The organism is Pseudomonas sp. p99-361 (assembly GCF_003935475.1).
Classification (GTDB): Bacteria; Pseudomonadota; Gammaproteobacteria; order Pseudomonadales; family Pseudomonadaceae; genus Aquipseudomonas; species Aquipseudomonas juntendi.
The window spans coordinates 139,580-162,106 of the sequence record NZ_RHQO01000001.1; the positions used below are offsets into that span (position 1 = coordinate 139,580).

The 22,527-nt window shown below is 62.4% G+C and carries 21 protein-coding genes and 1 pseudogene; 5 read left to right on the forward strand and 17 right to left on the reverse strand.

Annotation, left to right across the window (positions count from 1 at the left end):
- Nucleotides 1-33: 33 nt before the first annotated feature.
- Genes EGJ22_RS00580 through EGJ22_RS00595 form a run of 4 tightly spaced genes read right to left on the reverse strand, consistent with a single transcriptional unit; the run spans nt 34 to nt 2,874 of the window.
- Complete coding sequence (locus EGJ22_RS00580) at nt 34-765, reverse strand: amino acid ABC transporter ATP-binding protein (RefSeq protein ID WP_009686366.1); 732 nt, start codon at nt 763-765, stop codon at nt 34-36.
- A complete protein-coding gene (locus EGJ22_RS00585; protein WP_009686365.1) occupies nt 752-1,399 on the reverse strand; it encodes an amino acid ABC transporter permease in 648 nt (215 codons plus the stop codon). Before EGJ22_RS00585 ends, EGJ22_RS00580 begins: the two co-directional genes overlap by 14 nt.
- A complete protein-coding gene (locus EGJ22_RS00590) occupies nt 1,400-2,065 on the reverse strand; it encodes an amino acid ABC transporter permease (protein ID WP_009686364.1) in 666 nt (221 codons plus the stop codon).
- 23 nt (nt 2,066-2,088) lie between these two features.
- Nucleotides 2,089-2,874, reverse strand: a complete 786-nt coding sequence (locus EGJ22_RS00595; protein ID WP_009686363.1) for a transporter substrate-binding domain-containing protein — start codon at nt 2,872-2,874, stop codon at nt 2,089-2,091.
- A 259-nt stretch (nt 2,875-3,133) separates the two neighbouring features.
- Between EGJ22_RS00595 and EGJ22_RS00600 the strand changes: the two genes are divergently transcribed.
- The gene (locus EGJ22_RS00600; protein ID WP_029887434.1) at nt 3,134-3,826 is read left to right on the forward strand and encodes a FadR/GntR family transcriptional regulator; all 693 of its coding nucleotides are present in this window, start codon (nt 3,134-3,136) and stop codon (nt 3,824-3,826) included.
- Nucleotides 3,827-3,841: 15 nt separating this feature from the next.
- On the opposite strand, the gene EGJ22_RS00605 is transcribed toward EGJ22_RS00600, so the two are convergent.
- From EGJ22_RS00605 to EGJ22_RS26835, 4 genes and pseudogenes are all read right to left on the reverse strand, one after another.
- Nucleotides 3,842-4,570: a PA1136 family autoinducer-binding transcriptional regulator gene (locus EGJ22_RS00605; protein WP_029887435.1), complete on the reverse strand. Its 729-nt coding sequence runs from the start codon at nt 4,568-4,570 to the stop codon at nt 3,842-3,844.
- Entirely contained in the window at nt 4,567-5,439 is an 873-nt protein-coding gene (hchA, locus tag EGJ22_RS00610; protein ID WP_029887436.1) for a glyoxalase III HchA, read from the reverse strand. Before hchA ends, EGJ22_RS00605 begins: the two co-directional genes overlap by 4 nt.
- A 103-nt stretch (nt 5,440-5,542) precedes the next feature.
- Nucleotides 5,543-6,406, reverse strand: a complete 864-nt coding sequence (locus EGJ22_RS26830; protein ID WP_371921031.1) for a methyl-accepting chemotaxis protein — start codon at nt 6,404-6,406, stop codon at nt 5,543-5,545.
- A pseudogene (locus EGJ22_RS26835) lies at nt 6,398-7,459 on the reverse strand (methyl-accepting chemotaxis protein); the annotation flags it as partial. The gene EGJ22_RS26830 and the pseudogene EGJ22_RS26835, both read right to left, overlap by 9 nt.
- A gap of 327 nt (nt 7,460-7,786) precedes the next feature.
- Here EGJ22_RS26835 and EGJ22_RS00620 point away from each other — a divergent pair.
- On the forward strand, nt 7,787-8,758 hold the full coding sequence (locus tag EGJ22_RS00620) for a GlxA family transcriptional regulator (protein ID WP_029887438.1): 972 nt from the start codon (nt 7,787-7,789) through the stop codon (nt 8,756-8,758).
- 2 nt (nt 8,759-8,760) lie between these two features.
- Here the strand turns inward: EGJ22_RS00620 and EGJ22_RS00625 are convergent, their stop codons facing one another.
- The 9 genes from EGJ22_RS00625 to vasI form a co-directional block, all read right to left on the reverse strand.
- Entirely contained in the window at nt 8,761-9,687 is a 927-nt protein-coding gene (locus EGJ22_RS00625; RefSeq protein WP_029887439.1) for a dienelactone hydrolase family protein, read from the reverse strand.
- Between the two features lie 66 nt (nt 9,688-9,753).
- Complete coding sequence (locus EGJ22_RS00630; protein ID WP_029887440.1) at nt 9,754-9,981, reverse strand: hypothetical protein; 228 nt, start codon at nt 9,979-9,981, stop codon at nt 9,754-9,756.
- A complete protein-coding gene (locus EGJ22_RS00635; protein ID WP_029887441.1) occupies nt 9,974-11,224 on the reverse strand; it encodes an aminotransferase class I/II-fold pyridoxal phosphate-dependent enzyme in 1,251 nt (416 codons plus the stop codon). Before EGJ22_RS00635 ends, EGJ22_RS00630 begins: the two co-directional genes overlap by 8 nt.
- A 46-nt stretch (nt 11,225-11,270) precedes the next feature.
- A complete protein-coding gene (locus tag EGJ22_RS00640) occupies nt 11,271-12,500 on the reverse strand; it encodes an MFS transporter (protein WP_029887442.1) in 1,230 nt (409 codons plus the stop codon).
- A 22-nt stretch (nt 12,501-12,522) separates the two neighbouring features.
- Complete coding sequence (locus EGJ22_RS00645; protein ID WP_009686353.1) at nt 12,523-13,245, reverse strand: TenA family transcriptional regulator; 723 nt, start codon at nt 13,243-13,245, stop codon at nt 12,523-12,525.
- Nucleotides 13,246-13,317: 72 nt separating this feature from the next.
- The gene (locus EGJ22_RS00650; protein ID WP_029887443.1) at nt 13,318-13,896 is read right to left on the reverse strand and encodes an N-acetyltransferase; all 579 of its coding nucleotides are present in this window, start codon (nt 13,894-13,896) and stop codon (nt 13,318-13,320) included.
- 227 nt (nt 13,897-14,123) lie between these two features.
- Nucleotides 14,124-17,711: a type VI secretion system membrane subunit TssM gene (gene tssM / locus EGJ22_RS00655; RefSeq protein ID WP_029887444.1), complete on the reverse strand. Its 3,588-nt coding sequence runs from the start codon at nt 17,709-17,711 to the stop codon at nt 14,124-14,126.
- 8 nt (nt 17,712-17,719) lie between these two features.
- A complete protein-coding gene (tssA, locus tag EGJ22_RS00660; RefSeq protein WP_029887445.1) occupies nt 17,720-19,171 on the reverse strand; it encodes a type VI secretion system protein TssA in 1,452 nt (483 codons plus the stop codon).
- Complete coding sequence (gene vasI, locus EGJ22_RS00665) at nt 19,159-19,740, reverse strand: type VI secretion system-associated protein VasI (protein ID WP_080709267.1); 582 nt, start codon at nt 19,738-19,740, stop codon at nt 19,159-19,161. Before vasI ends, tssA begins: the two co-directional genes overlap by 13 nt.
- Nucleotides 19,741-20,108: 368 nt before the next feature.
- On the opposite strand from vasI, the gene tssB reads away from it, so the two are divergent.
- From tssB to tssE, 3 genes are read left to right on the forward strand one after another with little or no spacing between them, the layout of a single operon-like run.
- Complete coding sequence (tssB, locus tag EGJ22_RS00670) at nt 20,109-20,612, forward strand: type VI secretion system contractile sheath small subunit (RefSeq protein ID WP_029887447.1); 504 nt, start codon at nt 20,109-20,111, stop codon at nt 20,610-20,612.
- Nucleotides 20,613-20,628: 16 nt separating this feature from the next.
- Nucleotides 20,629-22,119 (forward strand): type VI secretion system contractile sheath large subunit, encoded by a 1,491-nt coding sequence (gene tssC, locus EGJ22_RS00675; protein ID WP_029887448.1) that lies wholly within the window; start codon nt 20,629-20,631, stop codon nt 22,117-22,119.
- On the forward strand, nt 22,116-22,526 hold the full coding sequence (gene tssE, locus EGJ22_RS00680; RefSeq protein WP_029887449.1) for a type VI secretion system baseplate subunit TssE: 411 nt from the start codon (nt 22,116-22,118) through the stop codon (nt 22,524-22,526). The genes tssC and tssE overlap by 4 nt, the downstream gene beginning before the upstream one ends.
- Nucleotide 22,527 lies beyond the last annotated feature (1 nt).

Sequence of the window (22,527 nt, forward strand, 5' to 3'; positions counted from 1 at the left end):
CCCGCCGCCGCAGCCCCTCTGAAGCCTGCCCCCTCAGCCCATTACGCTGCCAATGAAATTCGCCAGCTCCGCCGTACGCGGCGCGGCGAATACATCACGTGGGTGACCGGTTTCGTGAACCTTGCCGTGGTGCATGAACACCAGCTTGTCACCCACTTCCCGGGCAAAGCGCATTTCATGGGTCACCATGATCAAGGTCATGCCTTCCTTGGCCAATTGCCGCACAACGCCGAGCACTTCGTTGACCAGTTCCGGGTCGAGCGCCGAGGTGATCTCGTCGCACAGCAAAACCTTGGGCGACATCGCCAGGGCGCGGGCGATAGCCACTCGTTGCTGCTGCCCGCCAGAAAGGCGGTCCGGGTAGGCGTCGAACTTGTCGCCCAGGCCAACCCTGGCCAGCATTTGCTCAGCCAGTTGGCGGGCCTGGGCCTTGCTCGTCTTCTTCACCACCTGCGGGGCGAGCATGACGTTCTCGCCGACCGTCAGGTGCGGGAACAGGTTGAACTGCTGGAACACCATGCCGACTTTCTGCCGCAGCGTGCGCAGGTCGGCGCGCGCGGCATCCAGGTACTCGCCATCCACTTCGATCACGCCGTCACTGATCGACTCCAGGCCGTTGAGCGTACGCAGAAAGGTACTTTTGCCGGAACCGCTACGGCCGATGATGGCGACCACTTCACCCTCTTCGATGCTCAGGTCTACGCCCTTGAGCACGTGGTTGTCGCCATAGTACTTGTGCAACGCGGACACTCTAAGCAGGGGCATGCAGCCTCCTTTCCAGGTAACGGGCGCTCAGCGAGAGCGGGTAGCAGAGCATGAAATAACCCACGGCCACCAAGCCGTAGATCAGGAAGGGTTCAAAGGTGGCGTTGGCGAGCATGCCGCCGGTCTTGGTCAGCTCGGTAAAGCCGATGATCGAAGTGACCGCCGTGCCTTTGACCACCTGCACCGAGAAGCCAACGGTAGGTGCCACGGCAATCCGCAGCGCCTGGGGCAGGATCACGTAACGCATCTGCTCCAGCCGGGTCATGGCCAGGCTGCCGGAGGCTTCCCACTGGCCACGTGGAATAGCCTCGACGCAGCCGCGCCAGGTTTCGGCGAGAAAGGCACTGGTGAACAACGTCAAGGCGATGGCCGCCGCCATCCAGGCCGAAATATCGACGCCGAACAGGGCAATGCCGAAAAACACCATGAACAACTGCATCAGCAGTGGCGTGCCCTGAAACAGCTCGATATAGCCCTTGGCGGCCCCGCGCAGCACGAAGTTGTCAGAGAGGCGCGCCAGCAGCACCAGCAGGCCGGCGACGCCACCGCAGATGAACGCCACCAGCGACAGCAGCAGGGTCCACTGCATGCCAACCAGCAAGTTGCGGACGATGTCCCATAAGGTGAACTCCATTCATCGTCTCCCCATCAGAAAGCGCTGCCCGAACCACAGCAGCAGCTGGCGCACCGCGATGGCCATGATCAGGTACAGGCCCGTGGTCAGCAGGTAAGTCTCGAACGCCCGGAAATTGCGCGACTGAATGAAATTGGCTGCAAACGACAACTCTTCGGTGGCAATCTGCGAACAAACCGCCGAGCCCAGCATGACGATCACGATCTGGCTCGACAGGGCCGGCCAAACTTTGGCCAGCGCCGGTTGCAGGACCACATGGCGAAACGCCTCGGCGCGGCTCATGGCCAGTGCCGCCGCAGCCTCCAGTTGCCCTTTGGGAATGGCCTGGATACCGGCGCGGATGATTTCGGTGGAATAGGCCCCCAGGTTGATCACCATGGCCAGCACCGCGGCTTGCCATTCCGTCAGGCGCACCCCCAACGCGGGCAAGCCAAAGAAGATGAAGAACAGCTGCACTATAAAGGGCGTGTTACGGATCAGTTCCACGTACACGCCGAACAGCACATCGAACGGTTTGAGCCGCCAGGCACGCGCCACAGCGCCAAGTACGCCCAGGGCTACCCCGAACAGGGTGCCCACTGCGGTCAGCTGGAGCGTGAACAACGCCCCCTTGAGCAGCAGGTCGCCTTGGGCCAACACGGGCGCGAAATCGAATTGATAGGCCATCAGTCAGCGAATCCAGGGGCAGTTCAGAGGTCGGCCGGCAATGGTTGCTTCAACCATTTTTCAGCATTGCGGTTGAGGCTGCCGTCTGCCTTGGCGGCATCGAGGGTGGCATTGACCTTGGCCAGCAAGGCAGGCTCCTGCTTGGCCAGCCCGACGTACACGGGCGAGTCCTTGAGCTTGACCTTCATCACCGGCACCTTGGCCGGGTTCTTCTCGGCGATGACAGCCATCACCACGCTGCCGCTGGCAATCAGTTCAACCTGGCCAGACAGGTACGCTGCGATGGTGGAGTTATTGTCCTCGAACCGCTTGATGACCGCGCCTTTGGGGGCAACCGCTGTCAGTTCCATGTCCTCGATCGAGCCGCGGGTTACGCTGATGGTCTTGCCGGCAATGGCACCGATGTCGCTGATCGACGTCTGCTCCGGGCCGAACACGGCCAGGTAGAACGGCGCATAAGGGCGGGAGAAATCGATCACGGCTTCGCGCTCGGCATTCTTGCCCAGGCTGGAGATCACCAGGTCGACCTTGCCCGTGGTGAGGAACGGGATGCGGTTGGTGCTGTTGACGGGCGTGAGGGCCAGCTTGACGCCCAGCTTGTCCGCCAACAACTGCGCAGTGTCGATGTCCAGGCCGCGGGGCTTGAGGTCGGGGCCGACCGAGCCGAACGGTGGAAAGTCCTGGGGCACGGCCACTTTGAGCACACCTCGGGCAGTGATGTCGGCCAGGGCGTCGGCCTGGGCCTGGGCAGCGCCCAGTGCGCCACCACACAGCAGCGTCGCCAGCAACAGGGAGCGGATGTTTTTCATGGGAAAGCCTCGGGGTATGCAGAAGGTCGTTAGCGCTGAAACTGCACAGCCCGTGCCAGCATTGGCGCCTGGCCCCGGAAAAGCCCTGGGCATGCGGCTGTTCGCGGTCTTACTGGTCTGAACAGTCAGCCCGCCAGCGATGGCCGTGCCCCGCTTTCGTGCAGCCTGCCCTGCACTTGCGCCAGCACGGAGCGAGGCTTGCCAGACACCCGGTAAAGCCTTTACAAAGCGCAGACCGCTTCCCAACTGGTCTGAACAGATGCTCGACACGCTCCCCCGCGCCGTTCCGGAAATAGCCTTGCAGGCCATTCGCAAGCTGATCGAGGCAGGCGACTATCAACCCGGCGATGCCCTGCCGTCGCAGCGCGACCTGGCCGAGCAGTTGGGCATCAGCCGTGCGTCGCTGCGTGAAGCGCTGTCGTCGTTGAGTGCGCTAGGGCTGGTGAGCGTGCAACCGGGCAAGGGCGTTTTTGTCCAGGCGCCCTCCGCCCCCCCGGCGGCCACGTTCTCATGGCCATACGCCGAACAGGTATCGGCGGTGGACACCTTCCAGTTGCGCTATGCCTTGGAGGGGTTCGCGGCAGGCCTGGCGGCCCTGTACCTGACCGGTGCGGATATCGATGCGCTGGAGGCGAATGTCGAGGCGATGCGCCAGGAGCTGCGTGCCGGCCGTTTCGACGCCGCCGCCCGCCTCGACTACGCCTTCCACCGGCGCCTGCTGGAGGCCAGCGGCAACCTGGCGATGCTGCAGGTGATCACCGCCAGCCAGGACATTTTCCTGGAAAGCCAGAAACTGCCCTTCATTCGCCCCGAGCGGGCCATGGAAACCTGGCAAGAACACCGCAAGATCCTGCGCCAGCTGGCCCGTGGCAACCAGGCCGGTGCACAGCGTGCCATGCAGGAGCATATCCGCAATGCGGCTGCCCGTACCGGTGTGGTATTTGCGGCCTGAAACCCGGCCACCGCCCTATTCCGGGCGGCTGCCCAACTCGCCATTGTGCAGGGCGATCTTGATCGCCTGAGCCGTGGTTGCCACACCCAGGCGCCGCCGCGCCGCACGCAGGTGGTTCTCGACGGTGCGTTCCGACAAGCCAAGGGTTGCAGCTATATCGGCTTGCCGGCTTCCGGCAGCAGTCCAGCGCAGTACTTCCCGCTCCCGCGCCGAAAGTTGCGTGGCACTCGCCGCCAGGGGCGGTTGGAGCAAACGGCGGGCGGTATGAAAGGCGGCGGTAGCGACCATGGCCAGCATCACGCGCGCCTCAGGGCTGCTATCGATGCGCGCCCCGCCCATGCTCATCGCACCTTCCAGCCCCTGCGGCCCGAATACCGGCAACTGTAAACCGTGGACACCCGCGCCTGCCGGCCGCCGCACCACCCGGTAACGCTCGCCCTTTTCGTCACAGGTCTTGGTCCAGAAAAACGGCGCCCGCGCTTCGAGGATATGCCGGGTGACCGGGCAACGCGTGAGGTAGGTCCTGGCGTCGATCGCTTGCCCATCTCCCCACCAGTCGCCCTCCACCCAGTACACCCGGTCGACCAGCGCATCTGCGACTGCGCGCACCGAGAAGAGCACGAAGCGGTCGTAGCCCAAGCGCATGGCAAAGGGGCGCAGCGCATCCTGGACACCCGCCAGCGTCGTGGCACGTTCCACCGCCAGGGCCACCTGCATCGCCACTTCGGCTACGCCGCAGGTCATCGCCCGGACGTTTCTTTCAACAAGGCGGCCGCGGCCAGCTTGCCAAGGTTGTTGCCCGCAAGCGGGCTGTCGCCGGTGAGCAACTTGCGGTCCTGGTACACCTTGCCAGTAATATCCTGGTTGATGATCTCTACCCCCAAGGCCCGCAGCTTTTCACCAAACTTCCAGGTCAGGTGCCCCGGCATGTAGCCGATATCCGGGGTTTGCGCATCCAGCGCGTCAGGGAACGCACAGATCTTGTAGCCGCTGAACCTGTAGTTTTCCGCCGTTTTATCCACGCCCGCGGCCAACAGTGCCGCGGGGCCATGGCACAGCGAAATGATGAATTTATCGTGGTCGGCCGCCCACTCCAGCACCTGTTTGACCTCGCTGCTTTCCGGCAAGCCGATCAGTGCACCGTGCCCCCCGGGAATGAACACGCCAATGTAGTCGGAGTCATCACCCAAGCCCTTGACGACCTCTGCCAGCTTCAGCGGCTGCATGAATGACGCCTGGTACTTGCGGTAAAACGCTTGTACCTCCTGGTCTTCCGAGGGCATGGCCCAGAATTCGAACTTGACCGGGTTGCCCGACACCGTGGCGATATCGAAAGCGAAGCCCGCCTCGTCCATGTGGTACATGGGCAACAAGGTTTCTACCGGGTGGTTGCCTGTCGAGAAGAGGGTGCCATTGGCAGTTTGCAGGTAGCGCTCATCGGCACCGATGACCAGAACCTTCCAGCGGCCACCTTTGTACGCACCAGGGTACTCGGCATCGCTCAGGTCAGAGGTGGGCGAAGTGTATTGGCTCAACGAATACGGTGAGGGGAAAAACGCGCCCACCTCAGCAGGGTCTGGGGTCGGGCGTTTGTCTTCAGTTGCAGTGGTCATCGCGTACTCCTCGATAAAGGTTGACGTCGATGACCATCCTAGGCCCCGCCCCACGTTCCAGCAATGCGGGTTTTCCCTTAATGGCGCGGTACCTCAGGCCGGGTCAGAGCTGAAACCGGCGTACCTGCCCCTGCAGTGAATTGCCCAAACCGGCCAACTCCAGGCTGGCCGTGCTGGTCTGTTCGCTGGCGGTTTGCGCCTGCTCGGTAATGTCGCGTACGTTCAGCACATTACGATTGATTTCTTCGGCGACGGCACCCTGCTGTTCGGCAGCCGCCGCGATTTGCTGGGTCATGCCCTGAATGCCACTGATGCTGTGGGTGATGTTCTCCAGCGCAATGCCTGCATCGCGGGCCAGTTGCACGCTCTCGCCGGTCAGGCCGCGGCTGGTTTCCATGCGCTGCACGGCTTGCAGCGTGCCCGCGCGCAGGGCTGCGATCAGTTGTTCGATGTCTTCGGTTGAGCGCTGGGTGCGCTGCGCCAGGGCACGCACTTCGTCCGCTACCACGGCAAAGCCACGGCCGGCCTCGCCTGCACGCGCGGCCTCGATCGCCGCGTTCAATGCCAGCAGGTTGGTTTGTTCGGCCACCGCCTTGATCACGTCGAGCATACTGCCAATGCGCCCGCTTTCTTCAGCCAGCGTGCTCACCGCTGCGCTGGTCAGCTCCACCTCGGCAGACAGGTTTTCGATGCGCGCAATTGCGCTTTTGACGATGTCGCCGCCACTGACAGCATCCTGCGCCGCCTGGTTGACCGAGCGCGCGGTTTCGACCGCGTTGCGGGCCACATCCTGCACCGAGGTGGTCATTTCGTGCATGGCCGCAGCCACCTGCTCGGTTTCCTGCATCTGCTCGGTAGCGCCTGCCTGCGTCTGCCGGGTAATCGCCGACAGCTCTTCGGTGGCGCTGGCGATCTGCGTCGCCCCATCACCGATATGCCCAACCAGTTGTCGCAAGCTGCCGGTCATGTGCTGCAAGCCATCTTGCAGCTTGCCGATTTCGTCTTTGCGCGAGCCCGTGGGGAAGACGCTGAGGTCACCCTCGGCAATGCGCCGCACCCGGGCCAACGCTTCGCGCAGGGGTGGCACGATCTGCCGCGTGATCAACACGGCCGCCAGCCCGCCCAGCAGCAGCGCCAGCACCAGGCAACTGATCAGCGTCCACGCCGCATCACGGGTATCGTCCTGGCGCATCTGCATCTGCTGGTCGTACAGGTCCTGGCTGGTCTGCAGCAATGCATCACCCTGCTTCTGGATGTCCTTGAGCAGGGTGTCGATGCGGGTCAACGCCGCGCGGTGAGTGTCCAGCGAGGCCCGGTAGGCGGTAACGGATTGCGTCAGCTCATTGAGCAGGCTTGCACGCGAGCCCTGCAGAACATCCCCCAGGGTTTGCAACGCGGTCAGTGTCGCGTCAACGGCCTTGGCCGCAGCAGCGTACTGCTTGCCATTGCCACCGTAGGTGTAGCCACGGGTTTCAAAGCGCGCATACAGAAATTGCATCTGCAGGTCGTTGACCGCCTTGTACAGTGCCTGGTCACGCAAGCCGTTCTGTTCACCCGCCAGGCTGTCGAGCTCATCCAGGCGCTTGAGTGCGCTGTCGCCGCTGCTGCGGCGTACCGCCCGCGACTGCTCGATCTGCTCATAGGCCTGGCCCAAGGATTCAATACCCCGCTGGTAGGTGGCCAGGTATTCCGCCAGCGAGGCAATCCGCCGTGCATTCTCGGCATTGGCAAAAAACCCTTGCAGCTCGACCAGGTGCTGCCCAACTTCGACGATCTTGTCCTGCAAAACCTTGGCAGCCTGAGCATCGCCTTCACTTTGCAGGTAAGCCGAACGGTCCAGGCGCATCTTGGATATGTCGTCCATCAGCCGGTTGACCGCACTCATGCGGTCCATCCGGTAGGACAAGCTGCTGATGGCGCTCCAGCCTGCGCCAATGCTCAAAATCACCAACAGCAATAGCAGGCCGAAGCCGATCATCAGCTTCTTGGCGACAGTGAGGTGGGTTAGCCAGTTATTCATATCATTGCATCCTTGAACGATGTCGCTGCCAGGTCGCGATGTAATGAATGCGAATGGGCAGCTGGGCGCGCCGCCCAGGCGATAAAGCGGACCGGGCCGGGCTCAGGCGATATTTGAGGCAGCTCGAGAGCGTGACAGGGCCACATAAATCAATCAAATGCAAATATCGAAGCAATTGTTGCGAATGGGGAATTAATAGCGGCTATTTACAGCGTTTCCCTAGTGCCTGCATCCGATCAGGGCAGGCTTTCACTGCATGGCCTTTTGACGCTATTTTGCTGAGGTGCCGCTTTACGTCAGGCGCTTGAACATCATAGGAATACCGTCATGCGCACCATTTGGTTCTTGTTACTCCCGGGCACACACATTCTGGACCTCGGCGGGCCGCTGCAGATCATGGCCAGCCTGGAAGAGCTGCGGTTGGCGCCGGTCAGCGTCCGTTGCATCGCAGCCAGACAACAGATGAGCAGCTATCAAGGTGTGACCTTGAGCGGCTTGCATCCCCTGCCCGAACAGCTTTCGCCCGAAGATTTGCTGTTCGTGGTCGGCAACAAGCTGTCTACCAGCCCCAGCGACGCTGCGACCTTGGCCGCAACCGCGCAGTGGCTGGCGAACGTGATGGGGCAAACCCCAGACGTGCAACTGTGTTCCATCTGCACCGGCGCGTTCCTGCTGGGCGAAGCCGGGCTGCTGAACGGCCGTGAATGCACCACCCACCACCGCTATGTCGGCTTGCTGCAGGCACGCTACCCAAAAGCCAAGGTGCTGGAAAATCGCCTTTTCGTGGAGGACGACGGTGTGTTCACCTCGGCGGGCGTGTCCAGCGGCACCGACCTGGCCTTGCATATCGTGTCGCTGCACTTCGGCAAAGCCGTGGCCAACCAGGTGGCGCAGGAACTGGTGATCTACCGTCGCCGTGCTGGCGAAGATGTGCAACTGCGCGCGGCCGACCTGGCACGCAACCACATCCACCCGCTGGTACACGCGGCCCAGGACTATATCGACACGCACCTGGGCAGCAGTTTCAGCTTCGAACAACTGGCCAGCCAGTTCAATGTCAGCTACCGGCACCTGGCACGCCTGTTTCGCGAGAACACGGGGCAAACCCTGCAGGACTACCTGCGCGCCCAACGCATCGACCTGGCCCGTGACCTGTTACGCGGCAGCCGCCTGAATGTGGAACAGATCGCCGAACGTTGCGGTTACGGCAGCAGCCATGCCTTTCGCCTGGCCTGGCGGCGGGAAATGCCGCAACCGCCGCTGCAGTTTCGCAGCGTGATCACCCAGGACAACACCTAGTATCAGCGACCACTGACGGTGGGGGTGACGAAACTGTCTGTGAAAAACGCTACCACAGCCTTGCGCGACGCCTCCCGGGCTGCTGGGTCCGGTGCCGAACGCCCCAAGCCGCCCTGGCCACGGTGCAGGAACGGGTCCTTGTATTCCTGCGCCGCTTCCAGGCCATTGAAGCCATGCTCGGCACCGGGGTAGACCAGCACCTTTGCCCGTGCCTGGTCTTCGGCTGGCAGGCTTGCAACCAGTTTGGTACAAGCCTTGGGGTCATCATCGTACTGGTCCTTTTCACCGACCAGCACCAGCAGGCGGGCCGGCGCCAGGTGCTTCAAGTCATAGCCTGGCACATGGTTGTATCCCCAGCACACGGGATAGAACGCTGCCAAGGCTACGGGGCGCACCCCAGAGGCCTGTTGCAACTCATCGTCGATGGACGCAGACGCGGCGAGCATGGCCTGGGCGCCACCCCATGAAAACCCGAGCACCCCTACCCGCTCGCTATCGACCCCTGGCTGATTGGCCAGGTAAGACAAGGCGCCCGCCAGGTCCGGCAAAGTATCGTGAACCCGGGGCGGCCGCCCCTGTGCGCCGCCAGCCAGCCGGCGCGCGCCCCACATGTCCAGTTCCAGCGTGGCGATGCCGCGGGCATTGAGGTCGGCCGCGTGCAACGGCCCGCGTGAGTCCATCCCCGCCGAGCCGTGCAATATCACCACAGCCGGTGCTGGCCCGGCCTGGTTGGCCGGCATAGAGAGCACCGCTGGCACCCTGATCGGTTTCAGTTTGCCGGCAGAAGGCAGGGGCTGGCTGTAGAACGAAACCAGCCGCTTGCTGACGCTGGCCACAGTCTCGCCAGCGTCGGATGCAACCTCAGCCTGGGCCGCTGCGAACGGCAGCGCACACCCCAATAACAGGCTGATGGCCAATTTTTTATACATTTAACGGCTCCTGAACGCCCCAACGGGCTTTTATTGCTGCTGTTTCACAAAGAACGGACGCCCGTCTCAGCCGCACATCGCCATCGCTGCCACACCCTCGATGGGCCAGCGGCCAAGCGCCAACGGGTCCAGCACCACCATTGCGATCAGCACACAGCACCCCAAGCCGAACGCCACGGCATAACCGCGCACTTGCCGGGCGGTGCACGCGCCATACACCGCGACCAGGGCGAGCAATTGCATGCCCACGGCAAACACCCCAATGGAGAACCCGGAAGCGAGCAGTTCAGCCATTGGCGACCACACTGCGGGGGCGGCCCGACGCTGCCTGTACCGCGGGTTGGAAGGCCACGGCATCGAAGGCCTGTTGCAGGTCGGCCTTGATATCGCTCACCCGCTCCAGGCCGACGCACAGCCTGATCAACCCGTCGGAAATGCCGGCGTGGCGCCGCGCTTGCGCATCCAGGCGGCCATGGGTGGTGCTGGCCGGGTGCGTGACCATGCTGCGGGTATCACCAATATTGGTGCAGCGCGCCACGCACTGCAGTTGATCAATCCATTGCCAGGCCGCTGCCTGGCCGCCGAAGATCTCGAAACTCAGCAAGCCGCCATGGCCATCCTGTTGCCTGCACGCCAAGGCATGCTGAGGGTGTTGCGCCAGGCCGGTGTAATGCACAGCGCTCACCAGGGGTTGTTCGCCAAGCCACTGGGCCAGCTCCAGGGCGCCCTGTTGCACCCGCAGCATGCGGATTTCGAGGGTTTCCAGGCTTTTGAGCAACAACCAGGCATTGAACGGGCTGCAGGAAATACCCAACGTGCGCAACACGCCCCTCAACACCTGCATCAGGCTCTTGGAACCGGTCACTACACCGGCCAGCGCACGCCCCTGGCCGTCCATGTACTTGCCCGCCGAATGGATGACCAAGTCCGCACCCAGGCTGTGCGGGCGCTGGAGCACCGGCGTCAACAGGGTGTTGTCCACCACGACCAGCGCATCCTTGGCGTGCGCCAGAAGGCTGATGGCACGGATGTCACCAATTTTCAGCAGCGGATTGGAGGGGGATTCCAGCACCACCAGGCGGGTCTTGTCGTCGATCGCCTGCTGCCACTGGCCCAGGTCGGTAAGGTCGACGAACCGCGCCTCGATGCCGAACCGCGCCATGTAAACGCTTAAGGCACTGGCGGTGGTACCGAACACATCGCGGCTGCAGACAATGTTGTCACCCTGCTGCAGGAACCCATGGCACAGCGCGGTGAACGCGCCCATTCCCGAAGCGAACGCCACCGCGTCTTCGGCTTGTTCGAGCGCCGCCACGCGGCCTTCGAAGGCTTGCACCGTGGGGTTGGTGAAGCGGCTGTACACATTACCCTGCTGTTGCCCGCTGAAACGTTCTGCAGCCTCTTGCGCCGACGCAAAGGTATAAGCAGACGTCATGGCCAATGGCTCGCAGAAAACATCGGACAAATCGCTGACCCGATTGCTGTGCAGCGCCGAAGTTGCGTCAAAGCCGTCCAGGCCAATCGCAGACGATTGCATGGTGCATCTCCTTGTTTGCATTGAACAATGCGCAGTTGATCGGGGGCTATTCCGCTTCAGCCACTGGCGGGGCCGAGGCTTCTGCGGCCACGCGTGCCGAAACCAGCCACAGGGAAGCCAGTGCAGCCATCACGGTGGCCGTCGCCAGGCCAACCAGGGTCAACTGGTAGCTTTGATGCCGGTCGAAATCCAGGGCGCCGAGCTGTGTGGCCAGCAACGCACCCAGTTGGTGTACGAGGAACAGCAGGCCAAACACCTTGCCTTTGATTTCGGCGCCATACAGGGCAAAGCAGAATGCTGACGTGAGCACCACCGTACCCAGGTAACTGGCACCGAACAGCACCGCAAACAGGTAGGTACCCAGCGGCCCGGGCGTGGTCAGCAGGACGATCACCGCCGCCGTACGCAGCAGGTAGAACATCATCAGCAGCAGCCCTTTGTTGTAGCGGGTAGCCAGCCACCCAGCCATCAGGCCACTGACCAGTTCCAGCACACCCAGCAAGCTCAGGCCGCTGGCTTGTACCGAGCTAGGCAGCCCCTCGCCCTGCCAGAACGACACCAGGTGCACGTCGATGAACGCCATGGTGGCCCCACAGCTGGCGAAGCTGAGGGCCAATACGAAGAACCGCGAATCACGCAACAGAAACGCGACCGAGTGCTTGACCAGCGCCGCCTGCGGGTCGGGCTTGAGCGGAACGGTGCGCGCCACCCAGTACAGCGCCAGGCTCAACGGCACCAGGAAGATCAGGCCGACCCAGGAGAACACCGGCTGCCAGCCCACGCGCTGCTGCAGCATGATCCACAGCGGCGAAAGCACGATGAAGCCGATCGACGTGCCATTGGTCACGAAAGCGAAGGCGAAGGCCTTGAAGCGCTCTGCGACCAGGCGATCGACCAGAATGCCCATGGGTACGTAGGTCATCGCGGCAAGGGCGAAGGCACCCAGCAGGCCATACAACAGGGTGAACAGCATCAGCTGGCTGCCGACCAAGGTCACCCCCAGCAGCACCACCCCTGCACTTACGCTGCCCAGGGCAACCGTGCTCAGCGGCCCAACCCGGTCGCTCAGCCAACCCACCACCGGCGACACCAGGCCAATGGTCAGCACGAACAAAGAACCTGCCGTGGCCAAGGCTGCACGCCCGCCACCAAAGTGCGTGGCCAGGTCGACGAAGTACACTTGGTACAGCCCTTTCAGGGCGCTGGACAGGAACATCACCACGAAGCCGACTACCAGCACCGAGACGATCAGGGTTGAGCTGAATTTCTGTTTCATGGCCAATCCTCTGCGCGGGGTATTACACCGCTTCGGCCTGGGGAGCCCGGCAATACACCTGGTACATGTTTTCGTACATCGCGTAGAACAGCTGGCAGGTGTGATCTACCGCTTGCAACGCCTCTTGTTGCATCTGGGCCGTGGTGCACAGCTGCGAAACCAGATCCAGGCCTTCGTTGACGTGGCCAACGTCTTCCTTCTGGTGCACGGAGAAGAACAGCAAGTCGTGCTCGGTCAGGCCGTACGCCCGGCCGAGCAGCACGTGACGTGCATCACCGGCAACGGTCTCGAGGTTTTGCCCCTCGCTGGCGATCATCACCGCGGCAGCCCCCACGTGGTAACGCGCCGGGTCACGTACCGCCTGCAGGCGGTAGTCGATTAGCTCCCAGGTGGCCGGCAGCGGTTGCTCGGCATCACGCTCGGCATCGCTGATGCCCAGTGCACGCAAGAAATTCTGCATGAGCACCACATGGTTATCGGTACGCGAGAGCCGCCCGGTCTCCTCCTCGAAGCAGTTGGTGATCAGCGCGCGCTTGTGGGCAGGCAGCGGGCAATGGAAGAACAGGTGCTCGACATAAGTCAGGAAGTACTTGGTGAGTTGGTAACCTTGCAGCGCGACCTTGCGCAGGAGCGGCTTGTTGCCTTCAGGTGAAAGCAGGGCTTCGAAGATCGGGTGAGACAGCGTCAGGTGGTGGTGCAGTTTCTGTTCCAGCTGATCGCGAAAGGCTGCAGTCGACAAGGCCATGGTGGCGTTCCTTGAATGATGGAAAAGGGGGCCCTTGGCGGCGATGGCCGCAGGCTAAGGATTGAGGGCGCTTCAGCTCAGGTTGAGTCGCTGGGCCAGGCTTTGTACTGACTGGGCCATGTAGTGGCCGCGGTGCTTCACACCGTTGACCCGCGCGTAGTCGTCGAGCACGCCGTAGGTCTGAAACCCGAAGCGTTGCCATAGGCGGTGGGCACGGGTGCCTTCGCGTACGTCCAGGGTCAGCAGTTCGATACCCTTCGCCTGGCACAGCCGCACGATTTCCGCGAAGGCCCGGGCCACCAGCCCGGAGCCGCGGTAGTCTGGGTGTACCACGCCTTTGCTCAGGTCAGCGATGTGGCGGCAGTTGGGCATGCTGCTACGGGACAGGATGACCAGGCACGCCGCGCCGGCAGGTGCACGGCCGAGCAAAGCGTAGGTATGCCCGCCCTCGATACGCGCCTGCAACGCCGCGGCGAAATCGACACCCTGGTCGACCGACATCGCCTGCTCGTAGCCCAGCACCCCGCCATCCTCAACCGTGCTGTTGATGAGCTTCATGATGTCCAGTGCAACAGTACGGTCAGCCCGTTGTAGCCATTGCAACTGCGCCTCGCTGGAAACTTGTGGCGCCAAGGAGAGGGAGGTGTTCATGGTGAAATCCCGTGTACGTTCAGGCAGGGATTTAACCGTTTAGGTGTAACGTGGAGTAAGCAGGCAATCGGACAGAAAACGGAAAGATAGTGACAACCCTCAACCTGGCCGGGAACCGCGGCGCAGACGCTGTGCTGCACCGCGCCGCCTGCTCGGCGGGCAGGGTCGCGCACCCGCTTGGTGCCGTGGCATTTTTCAAACGATCCCTGCGCCCCTGCGAACCCGCCTTACAGCCGGGCCTCAAGCGGCTGCTGCAGCAACCCACGGGGTAACTGGAAGCCCTCGAACGGTTCCTGGGTAATGGGGTTGAACGCTTTTTCAGCGCTGAGCCGGTAGCGCATCACGCCATCACCGGTGCTGAAGCTCAGGTCCACGCTGGTTGCGGTTCGCCCATTGAGCGAACCGCGGCTGAGCAAGCGGAACATCGACCAGGGGCCGCGGTACTCCAGGCGGCTGCTAGTGCCGTTCTGCCTGAGCAGGGTCAGGTTACTGCGCACGTGCCGGCCAAGCGTGTTCGGCCAGATGATGCCGGTGAGCTGCCGCGGGCCATGGGTGTAGGCAATCAACTGGCCGTCAAGGTCCAGCAGGCTGGTGCGCTGGTTAGCGCTGAGCCCCAGCGGCTCGATGCTGAACTGCACGCTCAGGTTGCCACGCTGGTCGAAGAAGGTTTCGCGAATGCGGTTGGCCAGCGCCAACTGCTCGATCACATCGCTGCGGATCAGCGACTGCCCTTGCGGGCCGGCGCGCAGCGCCTCGAGGTTGTCGTGCAGGAATGCCTTCAGGTATTGATCACTGAAGCGCTGCAACCGCCCCTGGGGCCCGAAGAACGACTCGAAGTCATCCAGCGACGCATCCGGCGCCTTGGCCACGAAAGGGTAACGCCCGGCAAGGCGCTGCTGGAAGAAGCTGTAGACCTCGGTGTCCCAGCGCCGCTCCAGCTCGCGCAGGGCTTCGATGTGCAGCACCCGGGCGGTTTCATCGGCCACCTTCTTGGCGTGGTGATTGAGCGGTTCAGGCAAACCGGTGGCCACCCGTTGCAGGGTGCTGATCGGGTCTGGGCCGGTCATCGCAAAACGCTGCTGCACCGCTTGCAGGGCGGCCTTGCCCCGGTCTGGGCTGCCCTGCACGGCCTTGGCGTAGTCGTGCACGGCCACCATGGCCGCCAGCACTTCATCGTAGTAGCTTGGCTTGTCTTGCGTTGCATGCAGCATCCCGCTCAGCCCCGCAAAAGCCCGCTGGATGGCCCAGGCCTGCTGGCGCTCGGGCTCGCTGCCCTTGGGCATGAGCGTGTCGCTGGCGCTGCCCGTGTCGAGTACCTCAGCCGATGACAGCGAAGTGTTGTCTTTCACCGTAGCCAGCAGCCGGTGCCACGGCGCCGCGGGCCCGGTCAGCTGCTGCAGGACCATTACGCCGTGTTCGAGGTCGTGAAAATCCGCCACCGAAACGGCATTCAATGCACGTCGCCAGCTGTTTATGTAGTCGGCGCTGTACAGGTTGCGCAGACGCTCGCTCAACACTGCCCGGTCAGCGTCCGAGTACTCCAGCTGGCTGCGCTCACCCAGCGCCCACTGGTCGATCATCGCCATGTCGGCGAAGCTTTGGCTGCGGGGCTCGAAGTACTCTTTGAAACCCTTGGCGGTGTGTATCGGCGCCAGTCGCACATCCTCGCCGCTGGCCCCAGCCGAGCGCTGGAAGACCACGTCGAACGCGGGGCCGACCTGCTGACGCAAATCCAGGCCCGTGAGCAGGTGTTCCTGAGCCTGCTGCTTGAGCCCGGCATATACCCGCTCCGGTAACGGCACCTTGCGCAACGCCGCCTGCACCACGGCGATACGCTGGCGGTACTGCGGCAACTCGGTGTCGGCATAGGCCAAGGCGTACTTCAGGTGGCGCATGAGGTCGCGCTGCAGCTGCCCTTGGCCAGGAAACTGTTGCTGCCACTGGCGGGCCATCCATGTCTCGACCCACTCAGGCCGCCGGTTCTGGCGGTCTTCCAGCATACGGTAAACCCGCAGGGCAGCCATTTGCCGTTCACTGCCTGGCGCAGCGGCATCCATGGCGTCGAGCACGCCACTGGCCAAGGCCGGCAGGAATCGCCTGGAGAGCAAGCTGAGGTAAGCCTCATCGACACGCGGGCCAATGATACGCCCCTGGTAGAGGCCTAGATCGGAAACACCTGGCCAGGCGGCGCGGTAGTCGCCAAACACCGAAACCGCATCGCGGATCTGGTCCAGCGGCTCCAGCAAGTTGCGCCCGGTCGGGTCCAGGCGCTGATCCACCTGGTGGTGGCTGTACTCCCGGCTTTTGGCGAGCACGTTGGCGGCCTTGGCGCCATTGATGTCGAAAAAGCGCTGCCAGCTGGCTACGGCAACACAGAAAGCCAGCATGCCTACACCCGAGCCGACCCATAACAACCGGCGCTTGCTGCGCGCCACCTTGATGTTGTCTCCGGCAAGCCCCGCCTCCTTGTAGATGACACGCCGAAACGCATGCTGGATGAAGTAGGCAAACGCTTTGCCTTGCGCCTTGCCCTCCAGCAACGGAAGCGCTGTGTTGTAGGGCTGGGCTGACTCGCGCACGAAGGCGTTGAGCACGTCCCCTTGCTGAATGACCGAAGACCAGTACACCCCCCGCACCAGGGCGGGTGTGGTGTAACGGTCACTCGCCAGCGTTTCTTTCAGGAAACCCAGCAGTATCGGGCGCAAGCCGATCAACTGGGCATGCAACGAGAACAGCCGCGCGCGCTGCGGCGCACTGGCCAAGGTATCGAGTCGATCCACCACCTGCTCGAACAGCCGACTGAGCAACTGCTGGTAATGATCGCCATACTCCTGCAGCCAGGCATCGAAGGTGCCGACCGTATCCAGCTTGAAGGTGAAGCCCAGCATGTTTTCCCGCAAGTCGACGGGGAGGCCCCCATAGAGCTGGTCGAAGCCGTCCAGCAGGTCGAATTTGCTCAGTACCACATACAACGGCAGGCGCGAGCCCAACTGGGTGCTGACTTCGTACAGCCGCGTGCGCAGCCTGTGGGCCAAGGCAACAAGCTGCTCGGGCGTACCCTGCAATAACGCAGGCAGGTCCACGACCAGCACCATGCCATTGAGTGCCCGCTGGCTGCGATTGTGCACCAGCCAACCCAGCAGGTGCTGCCAGAGCCTGGCGGGGGCAGCCGGTGGCACCTGCGGGGCACCTGGCGCCCCGGCGAGCGAGCCTGCCGGCGAATCCTGCCTGATATAGGCCCCGGGCGGGTCGATGATCACCGCCTCGTTGCTGACCCACCAGCCTATCGGGAAGGCCAGCGCCTGCGCCTGTTTACCCCGCGCCTGCACCTTGTCGATCCGGGTCAGGGAAAAGCTTTGCTCCGTACGGTCGATGAAACTGGACTTGCCCGCATGCTGGTCGCCTATCACCAGGTACCAGGGCAATCGGTACAGGGCACGCCGCCCTCCCGCACTGCCGAGCAATCGCGCCAGCCCTTGGTCCAAGGCGTTTTCCTGGGCCCGAAGCAACGGCAATACGCTGTCCAGCTCTGCGGCCGCCGCCTCGTTGCGCTCTGCCTGAAGGCGCACGTAGCGCCTGCGCAGCACCAACAGCCAGCACAGCAGCGGCACCAGCACGAGCACCAGGCTGGCCAGACTGCGGTGCGCAATGCTGGCCAGCGGATGCTGTTCGCGCCATGCCCACTGTGGGCCTAGCCACCAGATGGCGGCCAGCATCAGCACGCTGCCCAGCACAAGCAGCACAGGCATGGCCAGGCCGACTCGAGTCGCCAGGGGCAAAAGCCAACGTTTCAATAGCGTCCATCGTTGATTCATGGCGGGTCCTAGTCCTTGTTCTGATCGGCCAACGCATCAGGGGCGGCATGCTGTTGCAGGCGTTTGAACACCTCCGGCTCCCAGGCACTGGCCATGGTTTGCTGCATGGTTCGGGCAACACTGGCGCACAGGTCCTGGGCCAGCCACGAGACGCCGCGCGCGGCCAGCAGGTCGGCCGCGATCACGGTGGTGTGGCAGCGCTCACGCGGCGCGCGAATATCTGCCTGCATGGCCTGGAGCCTGAGCAAAACCGGCTCTACCCCACCGCTTTCCAACTGGCTGACAAGTTCTTCGCGCAGGCCCACGAACTCTTGCGCCGTTTCAGCTTGCGGTTGCTGGCCTGCGCCTTTGAGCCAGGCCATGCACTGGTCGTCCAGAAACGCCGTGCCGTCGCTGAAGCACAACTGCTGCAGGGCGGGGATACGCTGGACGAACCGGGCAGTCGCTGCGCGGATGGCTTCGGCCACCTCAGGCATTGCCAACCGTGTGGCGGTGGTGGCCGCAAGCAAGCTGCCGCGCATCCAGAAGGGGCAAGCCGACACGCTTTTTTCGATCCGCTGCAGCAGCGCCGCGTCGAACACGCTGCCGGCAATGGCCTCTTCATAATCGCCGGCGATCTCCAGCGGCACCGCCATCAGCTCGGTGCGGTGACCTTGCCCCGCCTGAGGCGCGGCCTGGATGTGAGCCCACAAGCCGAAGCGACGCAACTGATACCCCGCTGGGTCGTAGGGGTCCTGCTGGTTGATCAGCTCAGCCATGCTCAGCACCGCCCTTCGTGATTCACGCTCGTTGCCTAGCAACACGCGGGGCATGGGTGTGGCGATGACTTCGGCCAGTGGCGCGGGTTTGATGACGGGCGCCGAAGCCCTGGCCGCAGCAGGCTCGCCTGCGCCACTCGCCCGTTCCGAGTGCTTGCGTAGCAGCCGCGCCATATCATCGAGCATGGCGTCGTCCAGCAGGGCCACGGCTTGCAGCTGTTGCAGCCGCAGCAGCGCCTGTTGCGCCCCGGCCGCATGCGCAGGGCTATAGGTGAAACGGTCCAGGCGCGGCAGGGCTTCGTTCAAGCGGTTGAGCACCAAGCCAACCAGCTTGCGCTTACCCAGGTAACCCTTGGGCCCTGGCTTGGGATAAGCCGTCTCCCAGTAGCGCTCGACCATGCCGGCCAGCAAGGTCAACGTGAGCGCCCAGCGTTCCCAACAAGCACTGCGAAGCCATGCGGCACTCAGGTGCGCCACGATGCGCAGATGCTTGCACTGTTGCCCCAGGTACTGGCGCGACGCCTCCTCGATGTACACCCAATCGATAGTGGCCTCCTGCAGGCCACCCAGCTTGACCATTTCCTGGTCGATGGCCTGGTAGGTCTCATCCTCCACATTGAACAGGCCGGCCGGTGCTTGCGCGTCAATGGCTGTGAGCAACCGGGTGATTTCCTGTGCATTGACCTCGGCTACCAGCGACATGCCTTGCGCACCTCGCCGATAAGCGGGTCAAGCCCCTGAGCGTCGAAGACCAACCCGCCAACGGCAGGGTTTTCGCTGTGCACTTGGATGCGCCGGGCCCCGATCAGCTGCCTGATCTGTTCGATTCCGGGCAGGCCGCGGCCGGCATCGAGCACCTGACCGTTCTCCGTTACCTGCCAGGGCGTCGCGGCGGTGGCGCCACGCTCCCCCTGCAAGCGCACCGTCAGCCGGCTGGCATCCACGGGGTGTGCGGCGATCAGTTGCAACCGGGAGATGTTCTGCAAACAGCTGATTACCAGGTAGGGGTGCGGTGCAGCCGAAGCGATTGCGGGTGCAGAAATCGTCAGCCCCTCGTTTTCACGCGTGAGCCGGAACGTCAAGTCGTCGGGATTTCGACCTGTTTCATAGGCCAGCAACCGACGCACCGTGGGTGAGTCCTGCTCCGGTGCCGACCACTGCGCGGCCACGCGGTGCGCAGGTGTTCCGGCGGATTGATCGAAACAGGCCAGGCGCTCAACGTTGGATACGATGCGCGAGCAATTCTGATCGGCATGCACTGGCAGTGGCATGCAATTGATTATCAGAAAAAGACCTGCGCCAGAGGTATGTTTCGCCAGGCATCGCAATTAAATTCCCTCTCGATAGTACATATGCCCTATATCAGCTCCGCTGATATTTAAACGCAATCACGGGCACTCTGACCCGCGAGCGGCAAGAGACTAGCTCATAAAAAATCGCAAATACAAACAAATATTTTTTTACACTTTGACCCTCGACTGAATAACAATTTCAGGCGCAAGGTTTTTACGCAAGAGGCAATGACTACCCGCTATTGTTTATATCGCAATCAAGTCTGAAGGAAATTTCCTACAAACTAAATCAGAACTCACGAACAACTATCAGGGACTTCCCACACAAACCAAGGAGAGATTCTGCGATGGCAAAGCTCACAGGATCGGTTGCACCCAAAGAAAGAATCAATATCCGATACGTGCCCGCCACAGGTGATGAACAGGCCGAAGTAGAGCTGCCGCACAAGATGCTGGTGATGGGCGATTTCGGCCTGGATGACGCCCGCGCGCTGGAAGACCGAACGGTCATGCGCATCGATAAACACACCTTCAACAATGTGTTGAAGGACGCCGACGTCCGTCTGGCCATGTCGGTGCCCTCCATGCTCACCACGGCTGCCGACGCGGAGCTGGCGGTTCATCTGCAGTTCAGATCGCTCAATGACTTCGCACCAGACGGTATCGCCCGCCAGGTACCGGAGCTGAGCAAGCTGCTGGAGCTTCGCGAAGCGCTGGTGGCGCTGAAAGGCCCACTGGGCAACGTGCCCGCGTTCCGCAAGCAACTGCGGCACCTGCTGAGCAACGAGCAGGCCCGCAAGCAACTCGCCGAAGAGTTGAACCTGGTGCTTGAGGCGCCAAAAGAAGACTGAGACAACGGAGCGTCCCATGGCAAAGTCAACCAGCACTCCCCTCGCCGCTGAACGGTCGGGCGAAACATTGAGCAGCGCCACGTTGCTCGACCAGATCATGGCCGAAACCAAACTGGTGCCCGCACAAGAGGGCTATCAAGTTGCTCGCCAAGGTGTATCGGCCTTTATTGCCGAAATACTCAAAAGTAATGATCCAGATCAACCCATCAACAAACACCGCGTCGACCAGATGATTGCAGAGCTGGACCGGTTGCTCAGCCAGCAGATGGATACCATCCTCCATCAACCGGCATTCCAGGAACTTGAATCTTCATGGCGCAGCCTCAAACTTCTTGTCGACCGCACAGACTTCCGCGAGAACATCAAGCTTGAAGTACTGCATGTGAGCAAAGACGACCTGCTCGATGACTTTGAAAATGCGGCCGACATTACGTGCAGCGGTATGTACAAACACGTTTACACCGCAGGTTATGGGCAATTCGGTGGTGAGCCGGTGGCGGCCATGTTGGGCAACTACCACTTCGGCCCCGCTGCCACAGACATCAAACTGTTGAGTTACATGGCGTCTGTCGGTGCCATGGCGCACGCCCCCTTCCTTGCCGCCCCCGCACCCGATTTCTTCAATTTGAGCAGCTTTGAAGAGCTGCCCAACCTGAAGGAGATCAAAGACATCTTCGCAGGGCCACGGCATGCCAAGTGGCGCGCCTTCCGCGAAAGCGAAGACGCTCGGCACGTTGCGCTGACCGGGCCACGTTTCATGCTCCGCTCGGCCTACCACCCTCAGGAACAGCCGATCAAAACCTTCAACTACGAAGAAAACATCGACGGGCGACACGACAACTACCTGTGGGGCAACTCCGCTTTCCTGCTGGCCAGCTGCATCAACGACAGCTTTGCCCGCTACCGGTGGTGCCCGAACATCATTGGCCCGCAGTCCGGTGGCGCCGTCGAGGACCTGCCCGTGCATCTGTATGAGGCGCTGGGGCAACTGCAAGCGAAAATTCCAACCGAGGTGCTGATATCCGACCGCAAGGAATTCGAGCTGGCCGAAGAAGGCTTCATCGCCTTGACCATGCGCAAGGACAGCGACAACGCCGCGTTCTTCTCGGCCAATTCGGTCCAGAAACCGAAGCAGTTCCCCAAGACGCCGGAAGGCCTGCAGGCCCAAACCAACTACAAGCTGGGCACGCAACTGCCCTACTTGTTCATCGTCAATCGCCTGGCCCATTACATCAAGGTGCTGCAGCGCGAGCAGATCGGCAGCTGGAAGGAACGCCGCGATCTTGAGTCCGAGCTGAACAAATGGATCAGGCAGTACGTCGCCGACCAGGAAAACCCTTCGGCCGATGTGCGCAGCCGTCGCCCATTGCGGGCCGCGAAGGTCGTGGTTTCGGACGTTGCCGGGGATCCGGGCTGGTACCAGGTCTCGCTCGCCGTGCGCCCGCACTTCAAATACATGGGCGCAAATTTCGAGATCTCGCTGGTTGGCCGGCTTGATACCGAATGAGTGGTTTTTTCAATCGCTTGGTGACGGACACGTCTGTTACCCGCACGCCTTCCCGGCAAGAAAACGCTGCCGAAAAGATTGCCGCCATCAAGCGCCACCTGGAAACGCTACTCAATGCACGTCAGGGCTGCTCACAAAGCAGCCCTGAACTGGGCCTGCATGAGTTCAACGGGCATGCCACAAGCAGTGGCGACCTGTTGAAGCAAGTGAGTGCCGACATACGCCGCACCATTCAGCGCTTCGAGCCGCGCGTGCACGTGCGCGCGCTCAAGGCCATGCCCGCGTGTCACGCCCCGCTGGAGCTGCATTTCAGGCTGGACTGCCAGGTGCAGGTCAACAACCACCACGAGCAGCTGCAACTGGAGCTGCTGGTCAACGGCCATAGCCGCCATACCCGAGTGAGGTGAC